Source organism: Bartonella taylorii 8TBB (assembly GCF_902825155.1).
In the GTDB taxonomy this organism is placed as follows: domain Bacteria; phylum Pseudomonadota; class Alphaproteobacteria; order Rhizobiales; family Rhizobiaceae; genus Bartonella; species Bartonella taylorii_A.
This window is the reverse complement of the sequence record NZ_CADEAG010000007.1, coordinates 1-25,681: the sequence shown is the minus strand read 5'-3', so window position 1 is coordinate 25,681 and position 25,681 is coordinate 1. Positions and strand designations below refer to the sequence as shown.

The window sequence follows — 25,681 nt, the reverse complement described above, 5'->3', positions numbered from 1 at the left end:
TCATTCTCTTCTGAAGCATCTCTCTGTTAGAGAAATGCTTTTTTGATGAAGGTTTTCTTTATTATACCCACCATTTTTCAGAGTTAAATGTTCCCGCTGCTTGTTCTATAATGTGTGCTATCTGAAAAATAACTTCTTCAGCAAAAGGTTTACCAATCAATTGCAATCCTAGTGGTAGACCATTTGATGAGAGACCAGCAGGAATAGATATTCCTGGTAAACCTGCCATATTAACTGGTACAGTAAAAATATCATTGAGATACATTGCTACAGTATCATGTTTTATTTTTTCATCAGCGATGCCAAAAGCTGGTGTTGGTGTTGCGGGTGTGAGGATAGCATCAACGCCAGAAGCAAAACACTGATCAAAATCATGCTTCACTAATGTTCGTACTTTCTGAGCTCTAAGATAATAAGCATCATAATAACCTGATGAGAGAACATAAGTACCAATCAAAATACGCCGCTTGACTTCATCTCCAAAACCAACTGAACGAGTTTTCTCATACATTTCAATGATATCTTTTCCCGGTTCACGGAGACCAAAACGAACACCATCATAGCGTGCTAAGTTAGAAGATGCTTCTGCAGGAGCAACAATATAATAAGCAGGCAAGGCATATTTTGTATGTGGTAACGAAATATCTTTAATTTCAGCACCTGCTTCTTTTAGCCAACTCATTCCTTTTTGCCAAAGTTCGACAATTTCAGGAGACATTCCTTCCAGATGGTATTCTTTCGGAATACCAATTTTCATTCCTTTGATTGATTGACCAAGATAACTTTCATAATCAGGAACGGGCAAATTCACGGAAGTAGAATCTTTTTCATCAAAAGAAGCCATTGATTGAAGTAAAATAGCACAATCACGAACATCTCGCCCGATAGGCCCAGCTTGATCAAGTGATGAGGCAAAAGCGATGGTTCCCCACCGTGAACAACGTCCATAAGTTGGTTTAATCCCTACCGTCCCAGTAAATGCCGCTGGTTGACGTATTGAACCACCTGTATCTGTTGCTGTTGCACCAGCACAAATCCGTGCTGCAACAGCAGCTGCAGAACCACCTGAAGAACCACCAGGTACGAGCTTTTCATGAGAACCCTTTTTTCTCCATGGGCTAACAACTGGACCATAATATGACGTTTCATTGGAGGATCCCATAGCAAACTCATCCATATTAAGCTTACCTAACATAACGGCTCCATCTTGCCATAAATTAGCAGTTACGGTTGATTCATAATGCGGCTTAAAACCATCAAGGATGTGTGAACAGGCTTGTGTATGAACACCTTGTGTTGCAAAAAGATCCTTAATTCCCAAAGGGATTCCTTCTAAAATCCTCCCCTGCCCTCTAGCTAAACGGCTATCTGATTCAGTAGCCATTTTTCTTGCTTGTTCTGCTGTTATTACCACATAAGCGTTCAAAGTTGGATTCGCCAGTTCAACCGCTTTTAAATAAGCTTCTGTTAATTCAGTTGCTTTAAACTCTTTCTTTATGAGAGCATCACGGGCTTGTGCAATTGTGAAAGTTGTTAAATCGGTCATATTGGTTCTCAAGTTTTTAAAATATAAAAAATTACTCAATGATTTTTGAGACAAGAAAGAAGTTTTCCTCCGTAACAGGTGCATTTGCTACGATATCTGCGACTTTATCACCATCTGTGATACTATCTTCACGCATTCGTAGTGTCATTGGCATCACTGAGGTTAATGGTTCAACACGACTGACATCGACTTCATTCAATTGTTCTACAAAACCTAAAATGACATTGAGTTCTTTTGTCATACGCTCTGCTTCATCGTCATGAACAGCAATACGTGCTAAATGTGCTATCCGCTTGACGGTTTCTTGATCAACAGACATACTATGCCTTTCTGCTTTTTATTTTGATATTCATTTATCGGCTATACAAGGCTGCATTTGCAAGCGCAAGAGTATTGATAACGCAAATAAAGAATATAACTATGAACCTGAAACACGAAAAGATCTAAATTATAAACCTCATGACCATTATTAACATAAATGAAGTTATTACACATCTCTTACCTAGGCAAACAATAGCAGGCTTAGATTTGGGCACAAAAACTGTCGGAATTGCGGTTTCTGATATGGGACTAACTTTTTCAAATCCGCGTCCTGTACTTCAACGAAAAAAATTTACGCTAGATGCTCATGCGCTTATACAGATTTTTGATCGTGAAAACGTTGGAGCTGTTATCATTGGCTTACCTCTTAACATGAATGGCAGCAGCGGTCCTCGTGCTCAAGCAACCAGAACTTTTGTGAGCAATATGGAAACACATACAGAAATCCCATTTGTTTTTTGGGACGAACGTTTATCGACAATTGCCGCAGAACGTTTTCTTCTAGAAATGGATGTATCGCGTGCTAAAAGAGCAACCCGTATTGATTCGGCTGCTGCCGCTTTCATATTACAAGGCGCTCTTAACAGAATACAAAGCCTCCATCATATAGAAGGATAAAGAACATTTAACAAATGTCCAGCATTATATCGTGCAATGAGCATTCCATAAGAGGATCTCCATTGTCCTCCAAGGCGGCTTTCCATATAAGCATTTGCAACATGCTCTATGTCAGTAGAACGTAACGCTGCTGCTGCCGCTGCATAGGCCACTTGTTCAACAAAAAATCTTCCGGCTCCCTCGTTTGTCGATACCATCTCTACAGCAGACTTAATAATCTCAATGGCTCGTGGTCCTGCTGGACCAATATCAAGAGCAATTTTTTCTAACAGTTTTTGGAACAATCCTGGTGCTTTTTCAGCAATGAGAATTGCATCCTTTACCAATTGATTAGAAGAACTATTTCTCACAATTCGTGCAGGGCCATTACACAACATTTGCGATAATGGATTACCCTCTACAAAGCTTTCAATGCCAAGCTGTGCAATAATTTCACCAATAATAGGAATAACTAATTGGCTTACGTGATAAGAAATAATAGGCGTCATGATTCGCGCAAAAGCTGCTTCAGAGCGATCATTTGCAGCGTTATCAAATGCTCGCGCTAAACGTAAAACCAATGCTTGTGCAGCTGCAATATCCAGTGCAATATCTGCAAAAATACGTTCTGTCAGTGGTGGTAAAGCCTGATCTGGCATTTTTTGCCGAAAAAAATCTATACCAAATTGAAGGGCTGCCCGCAGAACACCTGCCGATACAACAGATTGATCAAAACGCATCATTGTTTCGATATCCTTAATGACTTTAATTCCCTCTCCAACATTTCCCAAAAGCCAACCATAACACCCTTGGAAACCGACAACCCCCTCTGGCGTTAAAGCTTCTCCAGAACGCTGCACCAAATGGCGAACTGATATGATACCATTTAATGCACCATTTTCTTGTATACGGGGAACGAAAAAGCAGCTTAAATGACCATCTAACTCTGCACTCACAAGATATCCATCTGCTATAGGGTTAATAACATTGGTTTTTACAACATTTAAACGATACAAATCACGCCCTATGTTCTCATCAAAAGAAATTTTCTTAACACTTGGAAAATTGAAAGAATATTTTTCGCGTTGTTCAACATCATCAAAAGCAAAAGTAAGTGAAGCAGCCTTTTTACTATTAATCGGCTTGGACGATAAATCATATTGACGTGATAAGAGTACATTTTGCCATTTTTTAAAAAGCTCCACATCACTAATTAAGACTGCAATAGCAGCACTTGTTATAATAATCTCATTCAAATGTCCTGTTTCCAAACTAGCAGATAAAGCCAAGCGGATAGCACGCGCTTGATAGCGCACCCCATTTTCTGAAGAAGTATTTTCCCAAAGCGATGTGACAAGACCAGCTTGTCTAGAATACTTTTGAAGAGCTTGATAAGAGGAATGTATCTCTAATTTTTCTGTTGTCAGTCCCCATTCGTCATTATAGCGCAATACTGGCCGATAACGATTCGCTAAAAAGGAATGTTCCCACGCTTCACGACTTGCTACAAAATCTCCTATTTCTTCAAAACTTGTTAATAAAAACTTAGGCAAAGTAGAAGCAATACGAAACATAAGCGTATCACTGAGAAACGTATTTTTTCGGCGAACATTTTGCGCAGACACAGCACTCATAGGCATATTCCTATTATTCAAATCATTCATATCATAGACTATTTGTCGTTTTGCAGTTAAAAAAACATTTATTATATTCAAACAAATGCTTGTTTAATCTGTTTAGAGAGAGATAAAAAAGAATGCTATGACTCAAAACACTTTTTTTCCCCTTTTCCCCCACCAACATCTTTTAGGCATTAAAGGATTAAGTATACAAGACCTTACCACATTACTTGATCGCGCAGATGCACATATTACCCTTTCTCAAAAAATTGATAAAACAAAATCTCTGTTATTTGGGCGTACCCAAATTAATCTCTTCTTTGAAGCTTCTACGCGAACACAATCTTCCTTCGAATTAGCTGGAAAACGATTAGGAGCCGATGTGATGAGTATGGCCATTGGCAATTCATCTGTAAAAAAGGGGGAAACATTAATTGACACAGCTACAACCCTCAATGCAATGAAACCAGATATACTCGTCATTCGCCATAGTAGCGCTGGAGCAGCCGCTTTGTTGGCACAAAAAGTGAATTGCTGTGTTATTAATGCAGGTGATGGTGCCCATGAACATCCAACACAGGCTTTATTAGATGCTTTGACCATAAAAAAAACAAAAGGCCGTATTGAAGGATTAACCGTTGCGATTTGTGGAGATATTCTGCACTCACGTGTTGCCCGTTCCAATATCCTCAGTCTCAATGCTTTGGGAGCTCGGGTTCGTGCTGTCGCTCCTTCAACACTCTTGCCCGCAGGAGTTGCTGATATGAGCGTTGAGGTTTTTAACACAATGAAAGAAGGACTTAAAGGTGCCGATGTCATTATGATGCTACGCTTACAACATGAACGTATGACAGGTTCCTTTATTCCCTCCATTCGTGAATATTTTCATTATTTTGGCTTACATAAAGAAAATTTAGCCTACGCTAAAAATGATTGCATTATTCTGCATCCTGGTCCAATAAACCGTGGTGTAGAGATCGCATCTGATATAGCCGATGGACCACAAAGTATGATTCATACACAAGTAGAAATGGGAATCGCTGTGCGTATGGCTGTCATGGAAGCTTTATTGGATTCACGCCTTCAGCCAAGTGGAGACAAAATATGACAAAGCCAATTGTCTTTCAAAACGCCCGCATTATTGATCCTTCACGCGCAATCGACGAAATTGGCACAGTTATTGTTGAAAATGGACTAATTACAGCTGCTGGAAAAGAAGCCTTGAATCAGGGAGTTCCCGATGGGGCAGAGATTATTAACGCACAAAATAAAGCAATTCTACCCGGACTTGTTGATGCTCGCGTTTTTGTTGGAGAACCAGGAAATGAACGTCTTGAAACAATTGCATCAGCAAGCCAATCAGCAGCAGCAGGTGGTATTACTTCCTTCCTTATGATGCCGGACACAAATCCAGTCATTGATAATATACCCCTTGTTGAATTCATTAAGCGTACAGCACAAGAAATGTCATCGGTCAATATTTATCCCGTTGCTGCGATCACGCAAGGTTTCAACGGACAAGAAATAACCGAATTTGGCTTACTCAAAGAAGCAGGAGTGGTTGCTTTTAGTGAAGGAAAAAAAACACTTCAAAATTCATCTGTTATGCGTCGTGCAATGACTTACGCACGTGACTTCGATGTTCCATTGATGCATGAAACGCAAGATAAGGACCTTACAGGAAAAGGTGTTATCAATGAAGGTCTATTAGCGAGTTGGCTTGGTCTTTCTGGAATACCTCGCGAAGCAGAAATCATCCCACTCGAAAGAGATTTGCGCCTAGCGGCATTAACACAAACACGCTATCATGCTGCACAAATATCGACAAAATTATCTGCTGACGCACTTCACTTAGCAAAGCAGCGAAGTGAGAAGATTTCAGCCGGCGTATCCATTAATCACTTATCTCTTAATGAAAATGACATCGGTGAATATCGTACCTCTTTCCGTCTTATCCCCCCACTACGCACAGAAGAAGATCGTATGGCAATGATTGAAGCAATAAAAGATGGAACAGTAGACATTATCGTCTCTTCCCATGATCCCCAGAGTATTGACAAAAAACGTTTACCATTTAACGATGCGGCCGCAGGCGCCATTGGTATGGAAACCTTATTGAGTGCTGCTTTACGTCTTTACCATAATGGAAGTATATCCCTTCTACGATTAACGGAACTTTTATCAACCACACCTGCAAAACTCTTTGGACTTAATGCAGGAACACTCAAAAAAGGTGTTCATGCAGATCTTATTTTGGTTGATCTTGAGGAGCCATGGGCCGTTTCTACAGAGAGGCTGTATTCACGCTCAAAAAATACACCTTTTGAAAATGCACGCTTCCAAGGACGTGTTATCCAAACCTTTGTTAAAGGACAATCAATTTTTAAACTTGATCAATAAACTTAATGAGATTTTTAATGAATGAAGGTGAGACACTTTTACAGTTCACTACATGGTTTATATTTCTAATGTCCTATCTTATGGGATCAATCCCATTTGGTTTTCTTTTTACGCGATTAGCCAAACTTGGTGATGTGAGAACGATTGGTTCCGGAAATATTGGAGCTACCAATGTTCTACGAACAGGAAATAAAAAAGTTGCTGCTCTCACACTTCTTTGCGATATATTGAAGGGAACCGTTGTTATTCTTGTTATAAAATTTTTGAGTAATCCAATAGAAAACAGTATTGTTATCTTTCTAGCTGGTTTTTTTGCTTTATTAGGCCATCTTTGTCCCATATGGCTCAAATTTAAAGGTGGTAAAGGTGTTGCCACCTATTTGGGTATATGCTTAGGATTCTACTGGCCAGCAGCAATTGTTTTCATTATTGTGTGGATGGTGATTTTTCTACTCACGCGCTACTCTTCATTATCCGCACTCGTTTCTGTTATTATCACTCCAATATTTGTGTATTTTTCCTATCCTTATCTCTATGCCCATTGTATGGTAATTACGATGAGCATCTTGGTGATTATAAAACATCATACAAATATCAGTAAATTATTAGTTGGGAAAGAAAGCAAGATTGGCACTTAAAACGGGGATGAATAAGGGAATCCTGCTCACTGACCGTCAACGTTTAAACTGGTTACGGTTGTTGCGTAGCGAAAATATTGGAGCAGTCAGTTTTCGTAACCTTATTGATCATTATAAAACGGCAGAAAATGCTTTGGAAGCGCTTCCCGAGCTTAGTAGAAAGGGTGGTCTTCCTACGTCTGTTCGAATAACAACAATAGAAGAAGCAGAGAAAGAAATGCAAGAAGCCGAAAGATTAGGTATTCGGTTTGTTGGTATAGGAGAACCAGATTATCCAGCTTTTCTTAAGGTAACAGAAGCATCTCCACCGCTTATTGCCATAAAAGGCAATATTTTGGTTTTTCAGAAACCTTCTGTTGGAATTGTTGGATCTCGAAATGCCTCAGCTGCTGGCAAAAAGCTCACTGCTCAATTTGCGAATTTTCTTGGGGAAGCTGGCTTTACAACAATTTCTGGATTAGCGCGTGGCATTGATAGTATTGCACATCAAGCAAGCATATTAACAGGCACAGTTGCAGTAATGGCTGGTGGAATTGATCACATCTATCCTCCTGAAAACAAAAAACTGCATGAAGATATTATCAGTAACGGTGGAGCGATTATCAGTGAAATGCCCATTGCTTGGAAACCGCGTGCTATCGACTTTCCGAGAAGAAACCGTATTATTGCAGGGCTATCACTTGGGCTCTTGGTCGTAGAAGCCGCTCTACGGTCAGGCTCCTTAATTACCGCACGCCAAGCTGCTGAAATGGGACGTTTGACTTTCGCCATTCCCGGTTCTCCACTTGATCCAAGGTCTGTTGGTACAAACAATCTCATCAAGGAAGGTGCCCTGCTCACCACCCATCCTTCTGACATTATAGAAACACTCACACCATTAACTCCAGCAGTCACTCATTCTCAACTCAATTTTTTTGAGGAAGGAAAATCAGTTTCGCTACAACTTGAAAAAGACAGTTCGAGTGTAACTGATGAAAAAAACAGCCGTCACTCTTGCGTTGGGGACGAAAAAGAACGCGCAGCTGTTCTTTCCGCCCTTTCCACAACTCCAATCGATTTAGACACACTTCGCACCCATTCAGATATTTCACTCCCAAACCTCTATCTCTTGTTGGTGGAGCTCGAGCTTGCTGGAAAGCTTATTCGACACTCTGGTGGTTATGTGTCATTGTCGAGTCCGGATCTTCCCCAAGAGCCTCCGCACTATTAATAATGCTTTGCCCTTCTTTGGCAACCATGTCCAAAAGCAATGCTAAAAGCGGGCTATGTGCTTGACGTGCCATCTGATTCATTTGTTTTGACATATCTGTAATATATTGGATAACTTTTAAATTATTTATAAACATAATCCTCTATCCTTGAGCATTTCCTTTCCTACTTCTCAATAGATGTTATCTTAGTATTTTGCCGTATGTTTTTGTATTAACAGTAAAAAGTAAATTGTATAGTTTCATATAGGGTATATTTTAATAATAACAATCATAAGTTGTACAATATTAATGTTTTTTATATGGCTAATATTTTTTTTATGTGCTTTTAACTAATTGCTATTAGCTATTCGTGTGAAAGGGAGTTATAAAAAGGCTTTCATTTCAACATTCGGGTAAAATTATGAATATCGTTATCGTTGAATCTCCAGCAAAAGCAAAAACAATTAATAAATATCTTGGATCTCAATATAAAGTAGTGGCATCATTCGGACATGTTCGTGATTTGCCTGCAAAAGATGGTTCTGTTCTACCTGATCAAGATTTTTCTATGAAATGGGATATAGATTCTACTGCCGCTAAGCGTTTGAATGAAATAGCAAAAGCAGTCAAAGAAGCCGATAGCCTCATCTTAGCAACGGACCCTGATCGTGAAGGGGAAGCTATTTCTTGGCACATTCTGGATATTCTTCGTCAAAAAAAAGTTTTAAAAGATAAACCTGTAAAACGCGTTGTGTTCAATGCCATCACCAAAAAGTCTGTGCTTGATGCTATGGACAATCCACGTGATATTGATACATCACTTGTAGATGCCTACCTTGCACGTCGCGCTCTTGATTATCTTGTAGGTTTTACACTTTCACCTGTTTTATGGCGTAAACTTCCCGGTGCACGTTCGGCTGGTCGTGTTCAATCGGTTGCTTTACGTATTATTTGTGATCGTGAATCAGAAATAGAGCATTTTGTCAAAGAAGATTATTGGTCCATTACAACAGACTTAAAAACCATCCGAAATGATACTTTTCAAGCAAGATTAACAATGTTTAATCAAAAAAAGATTGGTAGACTGGACATTCAATCTCAAGAACAAGCAGATCAAATTCGCCTTATGTTAGAGGAAGCAAAATATCGTACACTTAGTGTTGAAGCAAAACCCACAAAGAGAAATCCTTCTCCTCCGTTTACAACATCCACTTTACAGCAAGCGGCTTCTTCAAAACTAGGATTCTCAGCCTCTCGCACCATGCAAATTGCTCAAAAACTTTATGAAGGTATTGAAATTAATGGTGAAATGGCTGGACTTATTACCTATATGCGTACTGATGGTGTGCAAATAGCACCGGAAGCGATTGTTTCAGCACGAAAAGTCATTCATGAATCCTTTGGTAGTGACTATGTTCCTGAAAGACCACGTTTTTATTCAACAAAAGCAAAGAATGCACAGGAAGCACATGAAGCTATACGCCCAACAGATTTTCAACGCATTCCCAATCAAGTACGCAATTTTCTCGACAGTGATCAGGTAAAGCTTTATGAGCTGATATGGAAACGTGCCATTGCTAGCCAAATGCGTTCTGCTGAAATTGAACGCACAACTGTTGAAATTGAAGCACAGCAAGGACAAAACTGCGCAAATCTACGTGCAACAGGTTCTGTTATTCGTTTTGATGGTTTTATTTCTGTCTACACTGATCAACGAGAGGAAGAAAATAGTGAAGAAAATGAAGCAACACGTTTGCCACAAATAAACACTAGTGAAACGCTTACAAAAGAAAAAGTTGAATCTGTACAACATACCACAGAACCACCTCCCCGTTATTCTGAAGCTTCCTTAATTAAAAAATTGGAAGAGCTAGGAATTGGACGTCCTTCAACCTATGCATCTACACTGTCCACACTTTGTGACCGTGGATATATTGTAATTGATAAACGAAAGCTTATTCCTGATGCTAAAGGACGTATTGTTACAGCCTTTCTTGAAAATTTTTTTAATCGCTATGTAGAATATGGTTTCACAGCTGATCTTGAGGAAAAACTGGATCTTATATCGGATGGAAAACTTTCTTGGAAAGATGTAATGCGCGATTTTTGGGATGGATTTAACGCGTCTATTACTAGTATCAAAGAACTGCGTATCACTAATGTCCTTGACGTTTTAAACGTGACATTAGCGCCTCTCGCTTTCCCTGTACGTGAAGATGGAAGTGATATCCGTTCTTGTCCTCTCTGTACAAACGGCCAATTATCCTTAAAACTTGGGCGTTATGGTGCATTTGTTGGCTGTTCTAATTATCCCGAATGCAAATACACACACCAACTTGGAACAGATACAGGAGAAGAGAATGAAGCCATGCATAATGATGAACCTGTTATACTTGGTGTCGACCCTAAAACAGGAAAAGAGATCTCTTTTCGCAATGGTCGTTTTGGCCCCTATATTCAACTTGGTGAAAGCAAAGAAGTGAAGCGTGCAGGACTACCAAAAGAATGGCAAACAGAAAATATAACTCTCAATAGAGCTTTGGCCTTACTATCACTCCCCCGTGAAATTGGAACACATCCTGAAACAGGTAAAATAATTACAGCCACAATTGGACGCTATGGCCCTTACCTTAGTCATGATGGCAAATCAGCGCCCCTTCTTCATGCAGATGAAGTTTTTGATATTGGCATCAATCGCGCTGTTACAGTGCTTGCCGAAAGACAAGAAAATAAAACAACGCGAAATAGAACAGCATCCGCAACCCTTGCAACATTAGGAGATCACCCAGATGGAGGGACTGTAACTATACGCGATGGGCGATATGGTCCGTATGTTAATTGGGGTAAAATTAATGCAACATTGCCAAAAGATAAAGAACCAATTAGTGTAACACTTTCAGAAGCATTAGAACTTATATCGGCTAAAGCATCTAGTAAAAAAATAACCGGTAAAGCTTCCAGTAAAAAAGTAACCACCAAAAGAGCTCCTTCCAAAAGAAAAGAGACATAAATTTTGGTTAAAGGCGAAAAAAAAACAAAGTATTTCCAATCATTTAATATAGAACGACTGCCTAACAAAGCGGAAATACTTTCCTTTATTCATGAGAACCCTGACCGATCAAGTAAACGTGAAATTGCTAAAGCATTTAACTTAAAAGGCGATTCTCGTATCTGGTTAAGAGATATATTACGTGAGCTAAAGGATCAAAACCTCATATTAAAACAGTGTAAAAGGGCAGTCAAAAAAGCAAAATTACCGCCGGTTGCTTTAGTCAAAATTAGTGGGCGCGATGAAGATGGCAGTTTTATTGCACAACCTCTTGAATGGGAAGAGGATCCAAAACCAAATATTGAAATACGCCCTTTTTATCGTATAAAAGGGGTGAGCGTTGGCGTTGGAGATCATATTCTTGTAAAAATTTTTCGAAATAAAACGTCTCAAAACATTCCTTATACAGGACGAATTATTCGTAAAATTGATATATCTCCAAGGAGCACATTTGGAGTGGTACAAAAGTTAAACACTGACCAATGGCGACTGGAACCTATAGATCGCAAAACAAACAAACTGATTCTTGATACCTCTGACTTATCTTCAAAAATGAAGATAGAATCTGGAGATCTTGTTGAAGTTGAAATTAAAAAAAATACTGGTTATGGCTTGAAAAGCGCACAAATAAAGAATGTTTTAGGACATATTGGAAGTGAAAAAAAACTGTCAATGATTGCTCTTCTTTCAAAAGGAATTCCTTATATTTTTCCTGAAGATGTTTTGGAGCAAGTAAAAAACATAAAACCTGCCAGCGTAGAAAATCGTGAAGATTGGCGGCAATTACCTCTAGTTACAATTGATCCACCAGATGCCAAAGACCATGATGATGCCGTTTATGCAACAAAAGATAAAGATCCTACAAACAGCGGCGGTTGGATTATTATCGTCGCAATTGCAGATGTTTCTTACTATATCAAAACGGGAAGTGCTTTAGATAAAGAAGCATTAAAACGGGGAAACTCTGTTTATTTTCCGGATCACGTTGTGCCAATGTTGCCAGAACGCATTTCTAATAATTTATGTTCTCTACGTGAAGGAAAAGAAAGGCCTGCTTTAGCCGTTCGCATGATTTTTGATGCAAATGGCAAGAAACGAAAACATAGTTTTCATCGTATTATGGTACGTGTAGTAGCTAAACTCTCTTATCAAGAAGTACAACAAGCCATTGAAGGAAAAATAAATGAAAAAAGTGCTCCTCTTATCAAGAGTGTCTTGCAGCCCTTATGGCAAGCTTATGGGTGTCTCAAAATCGCACGCAATCGTCGACAACCACTGGAATTAGAAATAGCAGAAAAAAAAATTATTCTTGATCAAAATGGATGCATCAAAGATGTGGTAAGTGAACCACATCTAGAATCACATCGTTTGATTGAAGAATTCATGATACAAGCAAATATCGCAGCTTCTGAAACATTAAAAGAACATCATCAACCCTTTATCTATCGTATTCATGACAAACCCTCTCTTGCAAAACAAGAAATCCTGCGAACTTTTCTTCAAAGTCTTGGGATAGCACTCTCTCGAAGTTCAGAGCTTACATCAGCACACTTTAATAGCATTTTAGCAAAAGTCATGAATAGTCAGCAACAAGAATTGATCAATCAGGTTATTTTACGCGCACAATCTCAAGCAGAATATAATCCTAAAAATATCGGCCATTTTGGTTTGAACTTACATAACTATACACATTTTACATCACCGATCCGTCGTTATGCGGATCTTATTATTCATCGCGCACTCATTAAAGCCCTAAAACTAGGGGATGACCAACTAACCGAGAAACAAGAACAAAATCTCGCAGAAATAGCTGCACAAATTTCTTTATATGAGCGCCGTGCAATGACGGCTGAAAGAGAAACCATTGACCGACTTGTCGCTCACTATTTAACCAATAAAATCGGACGTACCTTTACAGGTCGTATTTCCGGAGTGACAAAAGCAGGTCTTTTTATCTCTCTTGATAAACTCAATACAGATGGTTTTGTGCATATTTCTACACTTAAAAATGATTATTATTATTTTGATGAAGTCCAACATATTCTTGTAGGAAAACGCAGTCATAAAGGCTATCAACTGAGTGATATAGTAGAGGTGAAGCTTATAACAGTACAGCCTTTTGCTGGTGCTGTATGCTTTGAGCTGTTAACAGAACCTCGTCCAATACCATTTTCATCTACATCCTACCATAAAAGTAAATTTATAACAAAAAAACGCAAGCATGCTTTTTATGGAAGAAAAAATATTAACTAAAAATACAAAATAAGCGATAATTTAAAACCAAAATATACTTTATCTGTATTTTTATACAATTGCCCTTCTTTATCACATAAAGTCAGATATTTTGTTATTTGATCAATAACAACGCTTATAAAAATCTGAAAAAAATTATTATACTATATAAACGAGAAAATCTGTAAAGGATAGATTTGTATAATGAACGAACGAAGGCACAACTCAGTCATCCTTATGATCAAAAAGCTTTGAACCCTCAAAATAATGTTTTATGATGCAATCATTGCAACCATCACAATTATTTATATCGTTGGAATAACATTAGGAATGGGTACAAAAGATTTACACCTTTTACCACGAACTACGTCCTTATTGTACTTGCTGCTATATCAATCTCGCAATCGGAAATTAAGTCCAGAATTTCAAGATAACCCAACATATATTATTTGTTCCCTATCTTTTCCATGTTCCAAACTCAATGATGGTAGTACTCGTTTAACGATGCTATCCAAATAAGAGCATTGCCACTTATAACGTCCTGTATAGTTTATCCATTGGATATAATGAAAATAAGACTACACACTTTATGGTAATTCTCGCACTTGGTCATATTTTTTAATTCCTAGCAACGTTGTAAGCAATGATGCAAAAGATTGACATTATTTTCTTATGAGCTTTGCTATCTTAGGCTTTGTTAAAATTTTATGATACCATAGATAACAAAACATCAATGGCTTTTGATAAGTTTGACCTCTTTCTTCTCAGAGGCGTATCTGCCAGTCTTTATATAATCTGGTTTGTACGTCTAAGTGCACGCCTCAAAGGATATGAATTTGGCTCTGTTCATTCTTTTTTTATTTTTTGTTATGGAATCGAGATGCTCATTGGCTAACCATTATTGAATAGTCCATAAATATTTTAAGACCATTTGATTTTTTAGTAAAAATAGCTTGTTTTTTTAGCTTATATATTATTTAGATGTTTGTACAACTCATGAGAAAATTAATCAGCTCTTGACTTTTCTTAGAACATCCGTAGTGTTGCCGTAAAATCTGGTTACATCGGAAATAGATTTTTATAGTAAGATGATATCGTTTTCAGGATAAATAGGATTCATAAATTATGGCCAAAGCAGCAACCATTAAGATCAAGCTTTTGTCAACAGCGGATACTGGTTTTTTCTATGTGACAAAGAAAAATAGCCGTACAATGACAGAAAAAATGAGCAAACGTAAATATGACCCTGTTGTAAAAAAACACGTTGAATTTAAAGAAACAAAAATTAAATAATGGGCTACAGCGTTTAACTGTTAGATTATGCAACCAAAGGTAAATGCGGTTTCATTACTCCTCAGAGTTATTTTTTGTGGGGGTCTTTTTGTTATTTAAGTAACACGATGTGTGGATCTGTAATTCCTATGCCTTGTACACAATTAAATGGATTGATTTATTTTTTGGTTGCCTATTTACTTCATAGTCATAAAGTCTTGTCGTAATATTGTATTTGATCTATTTTGATAAGCAGCTAAAATGCAAAGCACATTAACTATAACAAAATTTTCTCATGAAAATGAGAGGGTGTTTTTATTGAAGGAATAGAAATTTTTCACAAAAATTATAAGTAATTTCCACTAAATAAAATATACATAGTAGCAGTTTCTTTATTTCATGAAAAAGAAGTTTTCCCATTTTAATCTAAGAAACCTTAACCTAAAGATTATAGGTTTTAGCATTCTTCTTGCTGCTACTATCCTTATCATTATGATAATTTATTTTAAATATGTACTCCCTCAAAAAGCAGTCTTTTCTTCTAAAACATCACTCGAAGGTCATGCATTTGTTATTGATGGCGATTCAATCATGATTTCTTCTGTCATAATCCGGCTTGAAGGAATTGATGCTCCGGAACTCCAACAATTTTGTGGTAAAAAAGACGCACGCTATCCCTGTGGGCTTGAAGCAAAAAAATATTTAGAAAAACTCATAGCAAACCATCCTGTCATATGTCATTGGCACAAAAAAGATAAATATCGCCGTATTCTTGCGACATGTAAAACAAAACAAGTCAGCAATATCAACGCAACGCTTGTACGTAATGGTTGGGCAGTAAGTTACCACGCTTATCCTAAAGAAGAACAAGAAGCGAAAGAGAGAAAAAAAGGAATATGGCAATCAAATTTTCAACGACCGAGAGAATGGCGAAGAGCACATCCTCGAATAGAATAAGAAAAAATTTCTTTGATCTCCTATTTTCCAATGAATCAAGCAGACTCTAGCCAAATTATCGAACTTGAAAAGAGAATTTATTCTTGTCGCATTTGTACCCAACAACCACATTATCCTCCTCCTCTTCCTCACGAACCAAAACCTGTTGCTTATTTATCCGATACAGCTTCGATTGCAATCGCAGGGCAAGCACCGGGTCTACGTGTACATGAAAGTTCTATTCCTTTTAATGATCGCTCTGGCGAAAGATTGCGTAATTGGCTCAACGTAACAAAAGAAGAATTTTATAACAGATCTCTCTTTGCTATTATTCCTATGGGATTTTGTTTTCCAGGCTATGATCAAAATAAATCTGATTTACCACCAAGGCGTGAATGTCATGAAATATGGCACGATAAGGTCTTTCAGGCTATGCCACAAATAAAACTTGTCCTTGCTATTGGAAGTTATGCGCAAAAGTGGCATATTACAGAGTTAAAACATAAAACTGTTTCAGAAACCGTCAGTGATTGGAGGAATATTCTTTCCATACGTCAACCACGAGGCTATAATGTCATGCCTTTACCTCATCCATCATGGCGGAACACTTCTTGGTTACAGAAAAACTCTTGGTTTAACGATGAGCTTATCGTGTGCCTGCGCAGTTTGGTGCGCAAATTTTTATAAACTGAATATTGAGAAAAAACATGGATCGTCTTGATCGAAAAATTTTACATCTTTTGCAAGAAAATGCGACTCTGTCTGTCGCTGATATTGCTAAAAAAGTTGGTCTTTCAACCACTCCTTGCTGGCGCAGAATTCAAAAACTTGAAGAAGATGGTGTTATTCAACGTCGTGTTGCTGTTCTTTCTCCAGAAAAAGTAAATGCACACGTTACTGTTTTTGTGTCTATTCGTACAAACACACACAGCCATGAATGGTTTAAGCGTTTTTCTAAAATTGTACAGGAATTTCGTGAAGTGATTGAATTTTATCGGATGAGTGGAGATATTGACTATTTATTACGTGTTGTTGTTCCCAATATTGAAGCTTATGATCTTTTTTATAAGAAATTAATTGCTAAGATTGATATCCGTGACGTCTCATCCTCTTTTGCAATGGAACAGATTAAATACACAACGGAACTTCCGCTCGATTATATAAAATTACACGAAAAAACCAACGAATAAAACTCTTAAAGGCTTACTTCAATCTTTAAAGATGTTATCACCCTTTAGGCAATCGAGCCTTCTTTTTCCAAAACTGCCATTTGTGTATGTGCCAAAACAGCAGCCTTGACAATACCAGCCGCTAAAGCCGCACCTGTCCCTTCGCCAAGACGCATCCCTAGATCTAAAAGCGGTTCTTTGCCAATTTTTTTTAAAAGTTTACGATGTACTGACTCAGAGGAAACATGTCCAACAAGAGCATGATCAAGAGTTCTTGGATTTATTTTATACAGTACTGCTGCTGCTGCTGTTGCTACAAAACCATCTAAAATAACTGGTACTTTTTCCATCCTTGCCGCTAAAATGGCACCAATCATAGCAGCAATTTCACGCCCTCCTAGACGGCGCATTATTTCAAAAGGATCTTTAAAATGCTTCTTATGTAAAGAAATAGCTGTCTTGACCGCTGCTATTTTACGTTGATGAAATTCCCCTTCAGATCCCGTATCACCACTTCCTGTCCATTCCTCAACTTCTCCACCAAACAATGCTAAACACAAAGCTGAAGCTATCGTTGTGTTTCCAATACCCAATTCACCTATACACAAGAGATCCGTTCCACCAGCAATGGATTCCATTCCAAACGCCATAGTAGCAGCTGCACTACGCTCGTCCATTGCTGCATCTTTGGTAATATTCATTGTTGGATATTCCAGTGCTAAATCAAATATCTTCAGTCCAAGATCATAAGCTATGCATATTTGATTAATAGCAGCACCACCAACTGCAAAATTTTGTACCATCTTTTGTGTCATAGATTGTGGTAACGGCGTAACATTTTCTTCTGTAATCCCATGATTCCCAGAAAAAATCGCAACCAAGGGGCGCATTACAAGCGGTTTTTCTGTTCCTCTCCATCCTGCATACCAAACCGCAATATCTCCTAATTTTCCTAGCGCTCCTCGAGCGTTCGTTAATTTTTCTTGCCTTTTTTTTGCCAAAGTTATAGAAAATGCATCAGCAATAGGTAAATTTGTGAGTAAAGCACGAAAATCATCAAATGGACTAACGGTCATGAAGTTACCTTTTCAAATCTACAATCTTGAATGAGAATCTTTTCATATATACAGGATATGAATAATTTGTTGGTTTTTAAGCAGCATTTTAAAGTTAAATGTTATGAGAGAATTATCTTTGTACTCTATTTTCTAACAAAATAACTGTTTTAATAATTTACATATTACAAATATTATCAATATCTTATACTATATTTTTATATTACATTCTTAATTTTTCTATATTGAAGAATATTGATCCACATACTGTTTAACATGTGCTACCAACATTTCCTCCATAACAAAGATAATGACTTTCTGAAATTTACGAAACTTGTTTGTTCACAATCCACGTAAAAAAGTAAAGCTTTAAGGAATCTAAGCTCTAACATGGATTAATCTGTAAACTGTTGTTACATGAGAGCAGAAAAAGCTTCTTTCAAAACGTGCACGCCCGCATTAGCTTTTATTGCATCATTTGATAATATTTGCCGCCATCGACGTGCCCCGTCTCGACCATGAAATAAACCAATCATATGACGCGTTACATGAGAAAGCCGCCCTCCTAATGCAATATGCCGAGCAGCATAATCACACATGACCTCAATAAGCTCACTATCACTCAGTTCACTCTGCGGTTCACCATATATTTCAAAATCAATATGCTTTAACAAAGTTGGATCATGATACACTTGTCGACCAACCATAGTAGCATCACAGAAAATTAAATGCTCTTTTATTTCATTAATCAATTTAATTCCACCATTTATCCCAATGAATTTATGAGAATATTTACGTTTTAATTTATAAACTCTTTCATAATTAAGTGGAGGAATATTACGATTTTCTTTCGGACTTAATCCTTTTAACCATGCTTTGCGTGCATGAACCCAGAATGCATCACACCCAGCATTCCAAACTTGATCAGCAAAAAGATCTAAAGTTAATTCTTCATCCTGCTCATCCACACCAACACGACATTTGACAGTGACAGGTATAGTAACGACTTCTTTCATCGCTTCCACAGCATTTGCTACAATGTCAGGATGTAACATCAAACAAGCACCAAATACACCCGCTTGAACACGATTTGATGGACAACCAACATTGAGATTTATTTCGTCATAACCAAATCCTTCAGCAATTCGTGCCGCCTCTGCCAGTTTTTGGGGATCTGCCCCCCCTAATTGCAACGCAATTGGATGTTCTGTATAGTTCAAAGCCAACAATTGTTTACGAACACCATGGATTACAGCATCGGCTACAATCATTTCTGTATAAAGGAGTGCCTTTTTTGTTAAAAGACGATAAAAAAACCTGCAATGCTTGTCTGTCCAGCCCAACATTGGTGCTACTGCAAATTTTACTGATGATGGAGAACCATAAAGTATCATAAAAAGTTTACTCTCTCATCTCTATTAAATGCGCCCTATTCGTCTATACAAAGCCACCACTTTTTCTACTCCATAGAAAACTTTATTCTCTTTACCACCACTTAAAGGTGTAGAAATACACTCTCTATCCTATTGTCTTCTTTAATTGACCAAAATTTTGCTAAAATCAAAAGAAAAAAGCAATATACCGTTTCTAACCGAACGACTTCCGGATATATAGAAATGTTTTTATTTGAATGCCTTTTCTCTCATATGAGTCTTTAAAGATTATATCTGCGTTATCCAATATCTAAAATATTGCTGTGTCTGATAAACAATAAAAAAGCATTATATATAATTCTCATCATTATGGCTTATCTCCCTTCAGTATTTTCAACTTATTGTGCGAATAGATGCCATAATAAGATGGCTATCGCAAAGCCAAATTATAACAAATCTTGTTTGCTCTCTTTTTGACTTTGCATATAAGCAGAAAGAACGCCAATCTCTTTATCATTAAATAGAAGTCCAAGTTTTGAACGGCGCCATAATACATCTTCACATGTTTTAGCCCATTCTTTTTCCATTAACCATTTGACCTCTACTTCATAGAGTCCATGTCCAAAATCTTTTCCTTTATTCGCCTTACCATTTGCAAATATCACCAGCGCCTCCGAACCATAAGACCGTGCAAGTCTGCGGTATGTAAAAACATCTAAATCTGGAATCAAAAGAGCGATTTTATTTTCAATTGTATCTAGCCCATTATACGGAAAATCACCTCCAGGAAGCGTTGAATTTGCTGTCCATGGCGCTCCCTTTGTTCCAAGCGCTTCTTCAACAAATTTCATTGCATCTTCAGCCAACTTGCGATACGTTGTAATTTTACCACCATAAAGATTAAGAATCCGTGGTAGACCTTCTGACCCCATTTCTTTCAGAATGTAGTCACGTGTGATTTCTTGTGCTTTTGAAGCTCCATCATCATAGAGCGGACGAACACCAGAGTAAGTCCAGACAATATTCTCACGCAATACAGGTTGTATGAAATATTCACTCGCTGCTGTACAGATATAATCAATCTCTGTATCCGTAATATGAACATCAGCAGGATCACCCTGATAATCACAATCGGTCGTTCCAAGCAATGTAAATTCTTCTTGATACGGAATAGAAAATATAATACGCCCATCACCGTTTTGAAAAATATAAGCACGATCATGGGTATAAAGCTTGGGAACCAGAATATGAGATCCCCTGACAAGTCGCACAGGCGGATTCTCTTTATCTTGACAGTTTAATACGTCTGCCAAAATATGATTAATCCAAGGACCCGTCATATTCGCAACATAAGAAGCACTAACACTATATTCTTTACCGCTTAATCTATTTCGAAGAATTATAAGCCATTTTTTTTCTTCTTTCTTTAAGGAGAGCACTTCTGTCCGCACTTTTATATCGGCGCCCTGCTTTTCTGCGTCACGCGCATTAGCAATCACTAGACGCGCATCATCTACTCTTGCATCAGAATATTCAAAACCTATACGATACTCTTCCTTAAGTGTAGAGCAAAAATTTTTTGAAAAATTAACTGTTTTACTGCGCCACAGTTTTTGATTCCAATTCCCTAGATAATCATAAATGAAAAGTCCAAAACGTAACATCCAAGCAGGACGCAAATTTTTATGATAAGGGAGAAGAAAACGCAAAGGACGCACAATGTGGGGAGCCATACGCCAAATGATTTCGCGTTCTTTTAACGCTTCTCGAACCAATCTGAATTCATAGTGTTCAAGATAACGAAGACCGCCATGAATAAGCTTTGTTGATGCACTTGATGTCCCTGAAGCCAAATCATTCATCTCCGCCAATCCTACTTTAAACCCGCGTCCAGCTGCATCTCTCGCCAATCCACTTCCGTTTATTCCTCCACCAATAATAAACAGATCATAATGCGTTGTAGTTTTCATAATTTTACTTTTCATCATTCAATTTAATTTGTTCCACCGTGCCCAATAAAGCAACAGTAAAAAGTCAAGACAAATGCTGTTAATTGGATTATTAACAAGCTTTATCCACAGCAAATGCACATAAAAAATTTTAGCAATTAAAGAACACAATTAGTGCAAAATATGTACAATATAAAATCTTCCAAGAGAAAAAAATTGATGTTTTCTCAGCAAACTACTAAATTTACACTATAGTCAAATGCTTTATTGCACGTAAGCAATAGATCTCATACAGTCTGCTCAACATGACAGTGAAAAATAGAAATAAGAAGCCATATAAATGACCCATCAGCCTCAATCCTCAAAGATAACGTTCATTGCAAAATTGTCAGCAACAATTATGTTGAGTATTTTTATCTGCTCATCTTTTTTATCAAACGCAACATCACGCGAGAAAACAGCAAATTATGTAAACGCAGAAAGCCTGAAAACACAGCTTTTGGAAGATCCCACTTTTTTATCGAAGCTCAAAGAAAAGATCACACCGCGTATTGATGATCACGATATTCGAAAAATTATAAGAGACTATTTGCTTACTCATCCAGAGATCATGATAGAAATGCAGCTTAGCCTCGAAGAAAAACTGGAAAAGAAAAGTGAACAAAAAGCCAAAAAACAAGCTTCAATCATCAATTTGTTGAAAAAAGAAATTTTTCAATCTCCTCACGATGCCCTTTTAGGAAACCCAAATGGTAAGAAAGTACTTGTTGATTTCTTTGATTATAATTGTGGCTATTGTAAGATGTCTTATTCGTACATAGAAAACTTAATAAAAGAACACCCAGACCTCCGAGTGATTATCAAAGATTTACCAATTTTGGGCACTGATTCTATGGCTGCGCATACTGTTGCCTATGTTTTCCGTAAACAATTCCCAGAGAAATATCCTCAGTTTCATAAAGCCCTTTTAACGAGTAAAAGTCGAGTAAATGAAACTAAAGCTATAAAAATAGCAGTTTCATTAGGAGCAGATGAGAAAAAGCTGCGCAATGCAATAAAAGATTCTAATCTCCAAAATTCCTTTAAAGAAAATATTCAGATTGCATCTACACTTAATATTACGGGAACACCTTCTTATATTATTGGTGATAAAGTATTTATCGGAGCCGTGGATCAAAATATTTTGAAAGAAGCCATAGAAAATATACAATGAATATTTTTCCTTACCTCGTCATTTTATGAAGAATCCCGTAAATGAAATAATTTTATGCTTTCTCTTTTTTAATAACAGGCTTATAAATGCAGTTTCGCATAGCAGGTACTGGTTTAAAAATTGCAAAATATAATTCTAAAAAAGTAAAGAGCTTTTAGCAAAGCCTTAAAAAAGATCATCCGTAGTCTAGAGATATTCAGTCATAAGAATTAAGTAATGACGATCTTCATTGATCAAGGAGTTAGTGACAAAATGACCACAAAAAAAATGGATAAGGTAAAACATACCACAATTGACACGAAAATTATCCGTGATCTTGCTGAAATTTTAAATGATACCAATTTAACAAACATTGAACTCCAACAAGGTGAACTTCGTATTTGTGTATCACGTCAAAATACCTCAGCCATTCCTGAACAAACAATTTATGCCCCTGTTTCCACCCCTACTCTTGCCGTAACTCCTCCCTCTGCCTCAATAGCTGAAACTCCTATACAAGAAGATAAATCAAAAAACGCAATAACGTCTCCAATGGTTGGAACAGCTTATCTTGCACCTTCACCAGGCGCACAACCTTTTGTAGAAATAGGGCAAAATGTTTCTGAAGGACAAGCATTACTTATCATTGAAGCAATGAAAACGATGAATCAAATTTCATCACCACGCTCAGGTACAGTGACCTCTATTTTTGTTAAAGATGGTCAACCTGTTGAGTTTGGTGAACCACTTATTGTTGTTGAATAAAGCGAGGGGCTACCATGATTCGAAAAATCCTCATTGCTAATCGGGGAGAAATTGCTCTTCGCGTTCTGCGAGCCTGCAGAGAACTTGGAATAAAAACTGTAGCCGTTCACTCCACTGCTGACGCCGATGCAATGCACGTTCGTCTTGCTGACGAAAGTGTCTGTATTGGTCCTCCTCCAGCGCGCGATTCGTATTTAAGCATTCATCAAATTATTGCAGCTTGCGAGATCACAGGGGCTGATGCTGTTCATCCAGGCTATGGCTTTCTTTCTGAGAATGCAAAATTTGCAGATGTTCTCGAAGCCCATGATATTACATTCATCGGCCCAACGGCTGCGCATATTCGAACCATGGGCGATAAAATTGAAGCAAAAAAAACCGCTAAAAAACTTGGAATTCCTGTAGTCCCTGGTTCAGATGGAGCAGTCACTGAAGAAGCAGAAGCTTTACGCACAGCTTGCGAAATTGGTTATCCAGTTATTATTAAGGCTTCTGCAGGTGGTGGTGGACGCGGTATGAAAGTCGTCCATTCTGAACAAGAGTTTGCTATAGCTCTCAAAACAACTCGTTCAGAGGCAGCATCAGCTTTCGGTGATGATGCAGTTTATATCGAAAAATATCTAGAAAAGCCCCGTCATATTGAAATTCAAGTGATAGGCGATGGAGTGGGGAATGCTATTCATTTAGGAGAACGTGATTGTTCACTTCAACGACGTCATCAAAAAATATGGGAAGAAGCCACGTCACCAGCTCTTAATGAAACTGAACGGAAAAAGATTGGTGATATTGTCGCAAATGCTTGTGCACAACTTGAATATCGTGGTGCTGGTACCATTGAGTTTCTTTATGAAAATGGTGAATTCTACTTCATTGAGATGAATACGCGTTTACAAGTTGAACATCCTGTAACAGAAGCGATTACAGGTATAGACTTAGTTCATGAGCAAATTCATATTGCATCAGGTGAAAAACTTTCCGTTACTCAAGATGATGTCTGCTTCTCTGGCCATGCTATTGAATGTCGTATCAATGCCGAAGATCCTATTAACTTTACGCCGTCACCAGGGACTATTACACATTTTCATACACCTGGAGGTTTAGGAATTCGCGTTGATTCAGGTGCTTATTCAGGTTACCGTATTCCCCCTTATTATGATAGCATGATTGGAAAGCTGATTGTTCATGGGCGTACTCGTTTAGAATGCATGATGCGTTTACGACGTGCTTTAGATGAATTTGTTGTCGATGGAATAGAAACCACATTGCCTCTCTTTCGCGATCTCATTAACAATCAAGATATTGCAGAGGGCAATTATAATATCCACTGGCTAGAAAAATATCTTTCCAACCAATCAACTCCTTCAGATTCATAATTCGATAAGAAAATGATGTATTTTCATCAACGCTTCTCTATGAAGAGCATACATAGGAATAACATCCAACATTACTGTAAACGATAGTAAGAAAATAAAGAAACTGATTATTTTGTAATTTGTGATATAAGTTTTAAAAAATATGCTCCAAAACCGATAATTTTCTATTTTCCTTTTTGTAAGTTTGTGCTACTTGCTATGTGGTTATGCCCTTATAGCTCAGTTGGTAGAGCACCTGATTTGTAATCAGGGGGTCGGGAGTTCGAGTCTCTCTGGGGGCACCATTTTTTATCTTTAATGTATTGAAATATATAGATTTTTTCTTTAAAGAGCTGTTTTTAGACCACCTTTTAGACCACCCTTTACGGTTTATACAACTTTATCTAATTTACTCCTTATTTTTCTTTGGAGTGAAAGCTAAGATCTCTTTCTTTCTCCACCTCACTGCCCTCCCTAGCTTATATGGCTCCGGAAACAACCCCTGAAGCACCCAATTGCGAATCGTTGTTGTGGATACACTAAAAAGCTGTGCACATTCACGTGTCGTTACATATCTATCTCCATCATCAAATATCATCTCATTACCTTTCTCTTTTTTATATTAATTAAATGGGCGGGGGTGCTGGGAGGAGAAAGCACCCCCATAGGTTCAAGCAGCTTTTGTCAAAATCTTTTGCATCTCTTGTTCTATTTCCCCTAAAAAGATTTCGACCGCTTTATTAATCTCTTCAATGTGTTTCTCATCACGGTTGACACGTTTGATTTTCATTCTCAAACCAGTAGATCTGCCTACAAAGTTTGGATTATAGCTCATGAAATGACACCATTTTCGCCCCGTGCACGCCATTTGGAATTGCATCTGTGCGATATATTCAGGTTTGATTTCGTCATATATAAAGAAGCGCAAATGCGTGGTTGATTGTGGGCATTTGACCTCAACTAAGCCGTCCTCTCCAATGAACCCATCAGGACTTGCACCCGCCATTTTCATTTTTGGGTGTTGGA

Annotated in this window: 23 protein-coding genes and 1 tRNA gene; 15 read left to right on the top strand and 9 right to left on the bottom strand. The window is 37.7% G+C overall.

All coding sequences use genetic code 11. From position 1 onward, the window contains the following. Nucleotides 1-61: 61 nt before the first annotated feature. A complete protein-coding gene (gene gatA / locus J7R13_RS06295) occupies nucleotides 62-1,546 on the bottom strand; it encodes an Asp-tRNA(Asn)/Glu-tRNA(Gln) amidotransferase subunit GatA (RefSeq protein ID WP_004859918.1) in 1,485 nt (494 codons plus the stop codon). A gap of 31 nt (nucleotides 1,547-1,577) precedes the next feature. Further along, nucleotides 1,578-1,865, bottom strand: coding sequence for an Asp-tRNA(Asn)/Glu-tRNA(Gln) amidotransferase subunit GatC (gatC, locus tag J7R13_RS06290; protein WP_078691706.1), 288 nt, complete (start codon nucleotides 1,863-1,865; stop codon nucleotides 1,578-1,580). A gap of 140 nt (nucleotides 1,866-2,005) precedes the next feature. Between gatC and ruvX the strand changes: the two genes are divergently transcribed. Then, nucleotides 2,006-2,485, top strand: coding sequence for a Holliday junction resolvase RuvX (gene ruvX / locus J7R13_RS06285; protein WP_208437945.1), 480 nt, complete (start codon nucleotides 2,006-2,008; stop codon nucleotides 2,483-2,485). Here the strand turns inward: ruvX and J7R13_RS06280 are convergent. After that, nucleotides 2,470-4,098 carry an acyl-CoA dehydrogenase family protein gene (locus J7R13_RS06280; RefSeq protein ID WP_208437944.1) on the bottom strand — a complete coding sequence of 543 codons (1,629 nt, stop codon included), beginning with the start codon at nucleotides 4,096-4,098 and terminating at the stop codon, nucleotides 2,470-2,472. The two genes, ruvX and J7R13_RS06280, sit on opposite strands and share 16 nt — an antisense overlap. A 127-nt stretch (nucleotides 4,099-4,225) precedes the next feature. On the opposite strand from J7R13_RS06280, the gene J7R13_RS06275 reads away from it, so the two are divergent. Genes J7R13_RS06275 through dprA form a run of 4 tightly spaced genes read left to right on the top strand, consistent with a single transcriptional unit; the run spans nucleotide 4,226 to nucleotide 8,331 of the window. Further along, the gene (locus J7R13_RS06275) at nucleotides 4,226-5,191 is read left to right on the top strand and encodes an aspartate carbamoyltransferase catalytic subunit (protein WP_208437943.1); all 966 of its coding nucleotides are present in this window, start codon (nucleotides 4,226-4,228) and stop codon (nucleotides 5,189-5,191) included. After that, on the top strand, nucleotides 5,188-6,483 hold the full coding sequence (locus tag J7R13_RS06270; protein WP_208437942.1) for a dihydroorotase: 1,296 nt from the start codon (nucleotides 5,188-5,190) through the stop codon (nucleotides 6,481-6,483). Before J7R13_RS06275 ends, J7R13_RS06270 begins: the two co-directional genes overlap by 4 nt. Before the next feature lie 17 nt (nucleotides 6,484-6,500). After that, nucleotides 6,501-7,121, top strand: a complete 621-nt coding sequence (gene plsY / locus J7R13_RS06265) for a glycerol-3-phosphate 1-O-acyltransferase PlsY (protein ID WP_208437941.1) — start codon at nucleotides 6,501-6,503, stop codon at nucleotides 7,119-7,121. Continuing rightward, complete coding sequence (dprA, locus tag J7R13_RS06260; RefSeq protein ID WP_484791201.1) at nucleotides 7,111-8,331, top strand: DNA-processing protein DprA; 1,221 nt, start codon at nucleotides 7,111-7,113, stop codon at nucleotides 8,329-8,331. The genes plsY and dprA overlap by 11 nt, the downstream gene beginning before the upstream one ends. Here dprA and J7R13_RS09660 read toward each other — a convergent pair. Continuing rightward, nucleotides 8,261-8,467: a hypothetical protein gene (locus J7R13_RS09660; protein ID WP_246786300.1), complete on the bottom strand. Its 207-nt coding sequence runs from the start codon at nucleotides 8,465-8,467 to the stop codon at nucleotides 8,261-8,263. The genes dprA and J7R13_RS09660 overlap by 71 nt on opposite strands. 265 nt (nucleotides 8,468-8,732) lie before the next feature. Between J7R13_RS09660 and topA the strand changes: the two genes are divergently transcribed. The 6 genes from topA (at nucleotide 8,733) to J7R13_RS06230 (ending at nucleotide 16,990) form a co-directional block, all read left to right on the top strand. Continuing rightward, nucleotides 8,733-11,321, top strand: a complete 2,589-nt coding sequence (topA, locus tag J7R13_RS06255; protein WP_208437940.1) for a type I DNA topoisomerase — start codon at nucleotides 8,733-8,735, stop codon at nucleotides 11,319-11,321. Nucleotides 11,322-11,324: 3 nt separating this feature from the next. Beyond that, nucleotides 11,325-13,613, top strand: a complete 2,289-nt coding sequence (gene rnr / locus J7R13_RS06250; RefSeq protein WP_208437939.1) for a ribonuclease R — start codon at nucleotides 11,325-11,327, stop codon at nucleotides 13,611-13,613. Between the two features lie 1,104 nt (nucleotides 13,614-14,717). Continuing rightward, nucleotides 14,718-14,885: a 50S ribosomal protein L33 gene (rpmG, locus tag J7R13_RS06245; RefSeq protein WP_004859894.1), complete on the top strand. Its 168-nt coding sequence runs from the start codon at nucleotides 14,718-14,720 to the stop codon at nucleotides 14,883-14,885. Between the two features lie 378 nt (nucleotides 14,886-15,263). Then, on the top strand, nucleotides 15,264-15,821 hold the full coding sequence (locus J7R13_RS06240; protein ID WP_208437938.1) for a thermonuclease family protein: 558 nt from the start codon (nucleotides 15,264-15,266) through the stop codon (nucleotides 15,819-15,821). A gap of 30 nt (nucleotides 15,822-15,851) precedes the next feature. Beyond that, on the top strand, nucleotides 15,852-16,487 hold the full coding sequence (locus J7R13_RS06235; protein WP_208437937.1) for a uracil-DNA glycosylase family protein: 636 nt from the start codon (nucleotides 15,852-15,854) through the stop codon (nucleotides 16,485-16,487). A 20-nt stretch (nucleotides 16,488-16,507) separates the two neighbouring features. Continuing rightward, on the top strand, nucleotides 16,508-16,990 hold the full coding sequence (locus J7R13_RS06230; protein ID WP_004859887.1) for an Lrp/AsnC family transcriptional regulator: 483 nt from the start codon (nucleotides 16,508-16,510) through the stop codon (nucleotides 16,988-16,990). Nucleotides 16,991-17,034: 44 nt separating this feature from the next. Here the strand turns inward: J7R13_RS06230 and cobT are convergent, their stop codons facing one another. The 3 genes from cobT to glpD form a co-directional block, all read right to left on the bottom strand. Next, complete coding sequence (cobT, locus tag J7R13_RS06225; RefSeq protein WP_208437936.1) at nucleotides 17,035-18,045, bottom strand: nicotinate-nucleotide--dimethylbenzimidazole phosphoribosyltransferase; 1,011 nt, start codon at nucleotides 18,043-18,045, stop codon at nucleotides 17,035-17,037. A gap of 392 nt (nucleotides 18,046-18,437) precedes the next feature. Beyond that, on the bottom strand, nucleotides 18,438-19,418 hold the full coding sequence (gene dusA / locus J7R13_RS06220; RefSeq protein WP_208437935.1) for a tRNA dihydrouridine(20/20a) synthase DusA: 981 nt from the start codon (nucleotides 19,416-19,418) through the stop codon (nucleotides 18,438-18,440). 425 nt (nucleotides 19,419-19,843) lie between these two features. Continuing rightward, entirely contained in the window at nucleotides 19,844-21,385 is a 1,542-nt protein-coding gene (gene glpD / locus J7R13_RS06215; RefSeq protein ID WP_004859880.1) for a glycerol-3-phosphate dehydrogenase, read from the bottom strand. Nucleotides 21,386-21,686: 301 nt separating this feature from the next. Between glpD and J7R13_RS06210 the strand changes: the two genes are divergently transcribed. From J7R13_RS06210 to J7R13_RS06195, 4 genes are all read left to right on the top strand, one after another. Next, nucleotides 21,687-22,559 carry a DsbA family protein gene (locus J7R13_RS06210; RefSeq protein ID WP_208437934.1) on the top strand — a complete coding sequence of 291 codons (873 nt, stop codon included), beginning with the start codon at nucleotides 21,687-21,689 and terminating at the stop codon, nucleotides 22,557-22,559. A 252-nt stretch (nucleotides 22,560-22,811) separates the two neighbouring features. Beyond that, entirely contained in the window at nucleotides 22,812-23,303 is a 492-nt protein-coding gene (gene accB, locus J7R13_RS06205) for an acetyl-CoA carboxylase biotin carboxyl carrier protein (protein ID WP_208437933.1), read from the top strand. Nucleotides 23,304-23,317: 14 nt separating this feature from the next. Beyond that, nucleotides 23,318-24,676, top strand: a complete 1,359-nt coding sequence (gene accC, locus J7R13_RS06200) for an acetyl-CoA carboxylase biotin carboxylase subunit (protein ID WP_208437932.1) — start codon at nucleotides 23,318-23,320, stop codon at nucleotides 24,674-24,676. A gap of 208 nt (nucleotides 24,677-24,884) precedes the next feature. Continuing rightward, nucleotides 24,885-24,960, top strand: a tRNA-Thr gene (locus tag J7R13_RS06195). Between the two features lie 104 nt (nucleotides 24,961-25,064). Here the strand turns inward: J7R13_RS06195 and J7R13_RS06190 are convergent. Continuing rightward, entirely contained in the window at nucleotides 25,065-25,253 is a 189-nt protein-coding gene (locus J7R13_RS06190) for a helix-turn-helix transcriptional regulator (protein WP_004859858.1), read from the bottom strand. Between the two features lie 72 nt (nucleotides 25,254-25,325). Continuing rightward, a partial coding sequence (locus J7R13_RS06185; RefSeq protein ID WP_208437931.1) for a YqaJ viral recombinase family protein occupies nucleotides 25,326-25,681 on the bottom strand: 356 nt, incomplete at its 5' end.

Coding starts and splice junctions, on each gene's coding strand:
- gatA (WP_004859918.1), bottom strand. CDS start 1,546: ATGACCGATTTAACAACTTTCACAATTGCACAAGCCCGTGATGCTCTC.
- J7R13_RS09660 (WP_246786300.1), bottom strand. CDS start 8,467: ATGTTTATAAATAATTTAAAAGTTATCCAATATATTACAGATATGTCA.
- dusA (WP_208437935.1), bottom strand. CDS start 19,418: ATGATACTTTATGGTTCTCCATCATCAGTAAAATTTGCAGTAGCACCA.
- accC (WP_208437932.1), top strand. CDS start 23,318: ATGATTCGAAAAATCCTCATTGCTAATCGGGGAGAAATTGCTCTTCGC.
- J7R13_RS06240 (WP_208437938.1), top strand. CDS start 15,264: ATGAAAAAGAAGTTTTCCCATTTTAATCTAAGAAACCTTAACCTAAAG.
- J7R13_RS06280 (WP_208437944.1), bottom strand. CDS start 4,098: ATGAGTGCTGTGTCTGCGCAAAATGTTCGCCGAAAAAATACGTTTCTC.
- J7R13_RS06210 (WP_208437934.1), top strand. CDS start 21,687: ATGACCCATCAGCCTCAATCCTCAAAGATAACGTTCATTGCAAAATTG.
- ruvX (WP_208437945.1), top strand. CDS start 2,006: ATGACCATTATTAACATAAATGAAGTTATTACACATCTCTTACCTAGG.
- glpD (WP_004859880.1), bottom strand. CDS start 21,385: ATGATGAAAAGTAAAATTATGAAAACTACAACGCATTATGATCTGTTT.
- J7R13_RS06235 (WP_208437937.1), top strand. CDS start 15,852: ATGAATCAAGCAGACTCTAGCCAAATTATCGAACTTGAAAAGAGAATT.
- J7R13_RS06275 (WP_208437943.1), top strand. CDS start 4,226: ATGACTCAAAACACTTTTTTTCCCCTTTTCCCCCACCAACATCTTTTA.
- J7R13_RS06230 (WP_004859887.1), top strand. CDS start 16,508: ATGGATCGTCTTGATCGAAAAATTTTACATCTTTTGCAAGAAAATGCG.
- J7R13_RS06270 (WP_208437942.1), top strand. CDS start 5,188: ATGACAAAGCCAATTGTCTTTCAAAACGCCCGCATTATTGATCCTTCA.
- accB (WP_208437933.1), top strand. CDS start 22,812: ATGACCACAAAAAAAATGGATAAGGTAAAACATACCACAATTGACACG.
- plsY (WP_208437941.1), top strand. CDS start 6,501: ATGAATGAAGGTGAGACACTTTTACAGTTCACTACATGGTTTATATTT.
- topA (WP_208437940.1), top strand. CDS start 8,733: ATGAATATCGTTATCGTTGAATCTCCAGCAAAAGCAAAAACAATTAAT.
- cobT (WP_208437936.1), bottom strand. CDS start 18,045: ATGACCGTTAGTCCATTTGATGATTTTCGTGCTTTACTCACAAATTTA.
- J7R13_RS06190 (WP_004859858.1), bottom strand. CDS start 25,253: ATGATATTTGATGATGGAGATAGATATGTAACGACACGTGAATGTGCA.
- rpmG (WP_004859894.1), top strand. CDS start 14,718: ATGGCCAAAGCAGCAACCATTAAGATCAAGCTTTTGTCAACAGCGGAT.
- gatC (WP_078691706.1), bottom strand. CDS start 1,865: ATGTCTGTTGATCAAGAAACCGTCAAGCGGATAGCACATTTAGCACGT.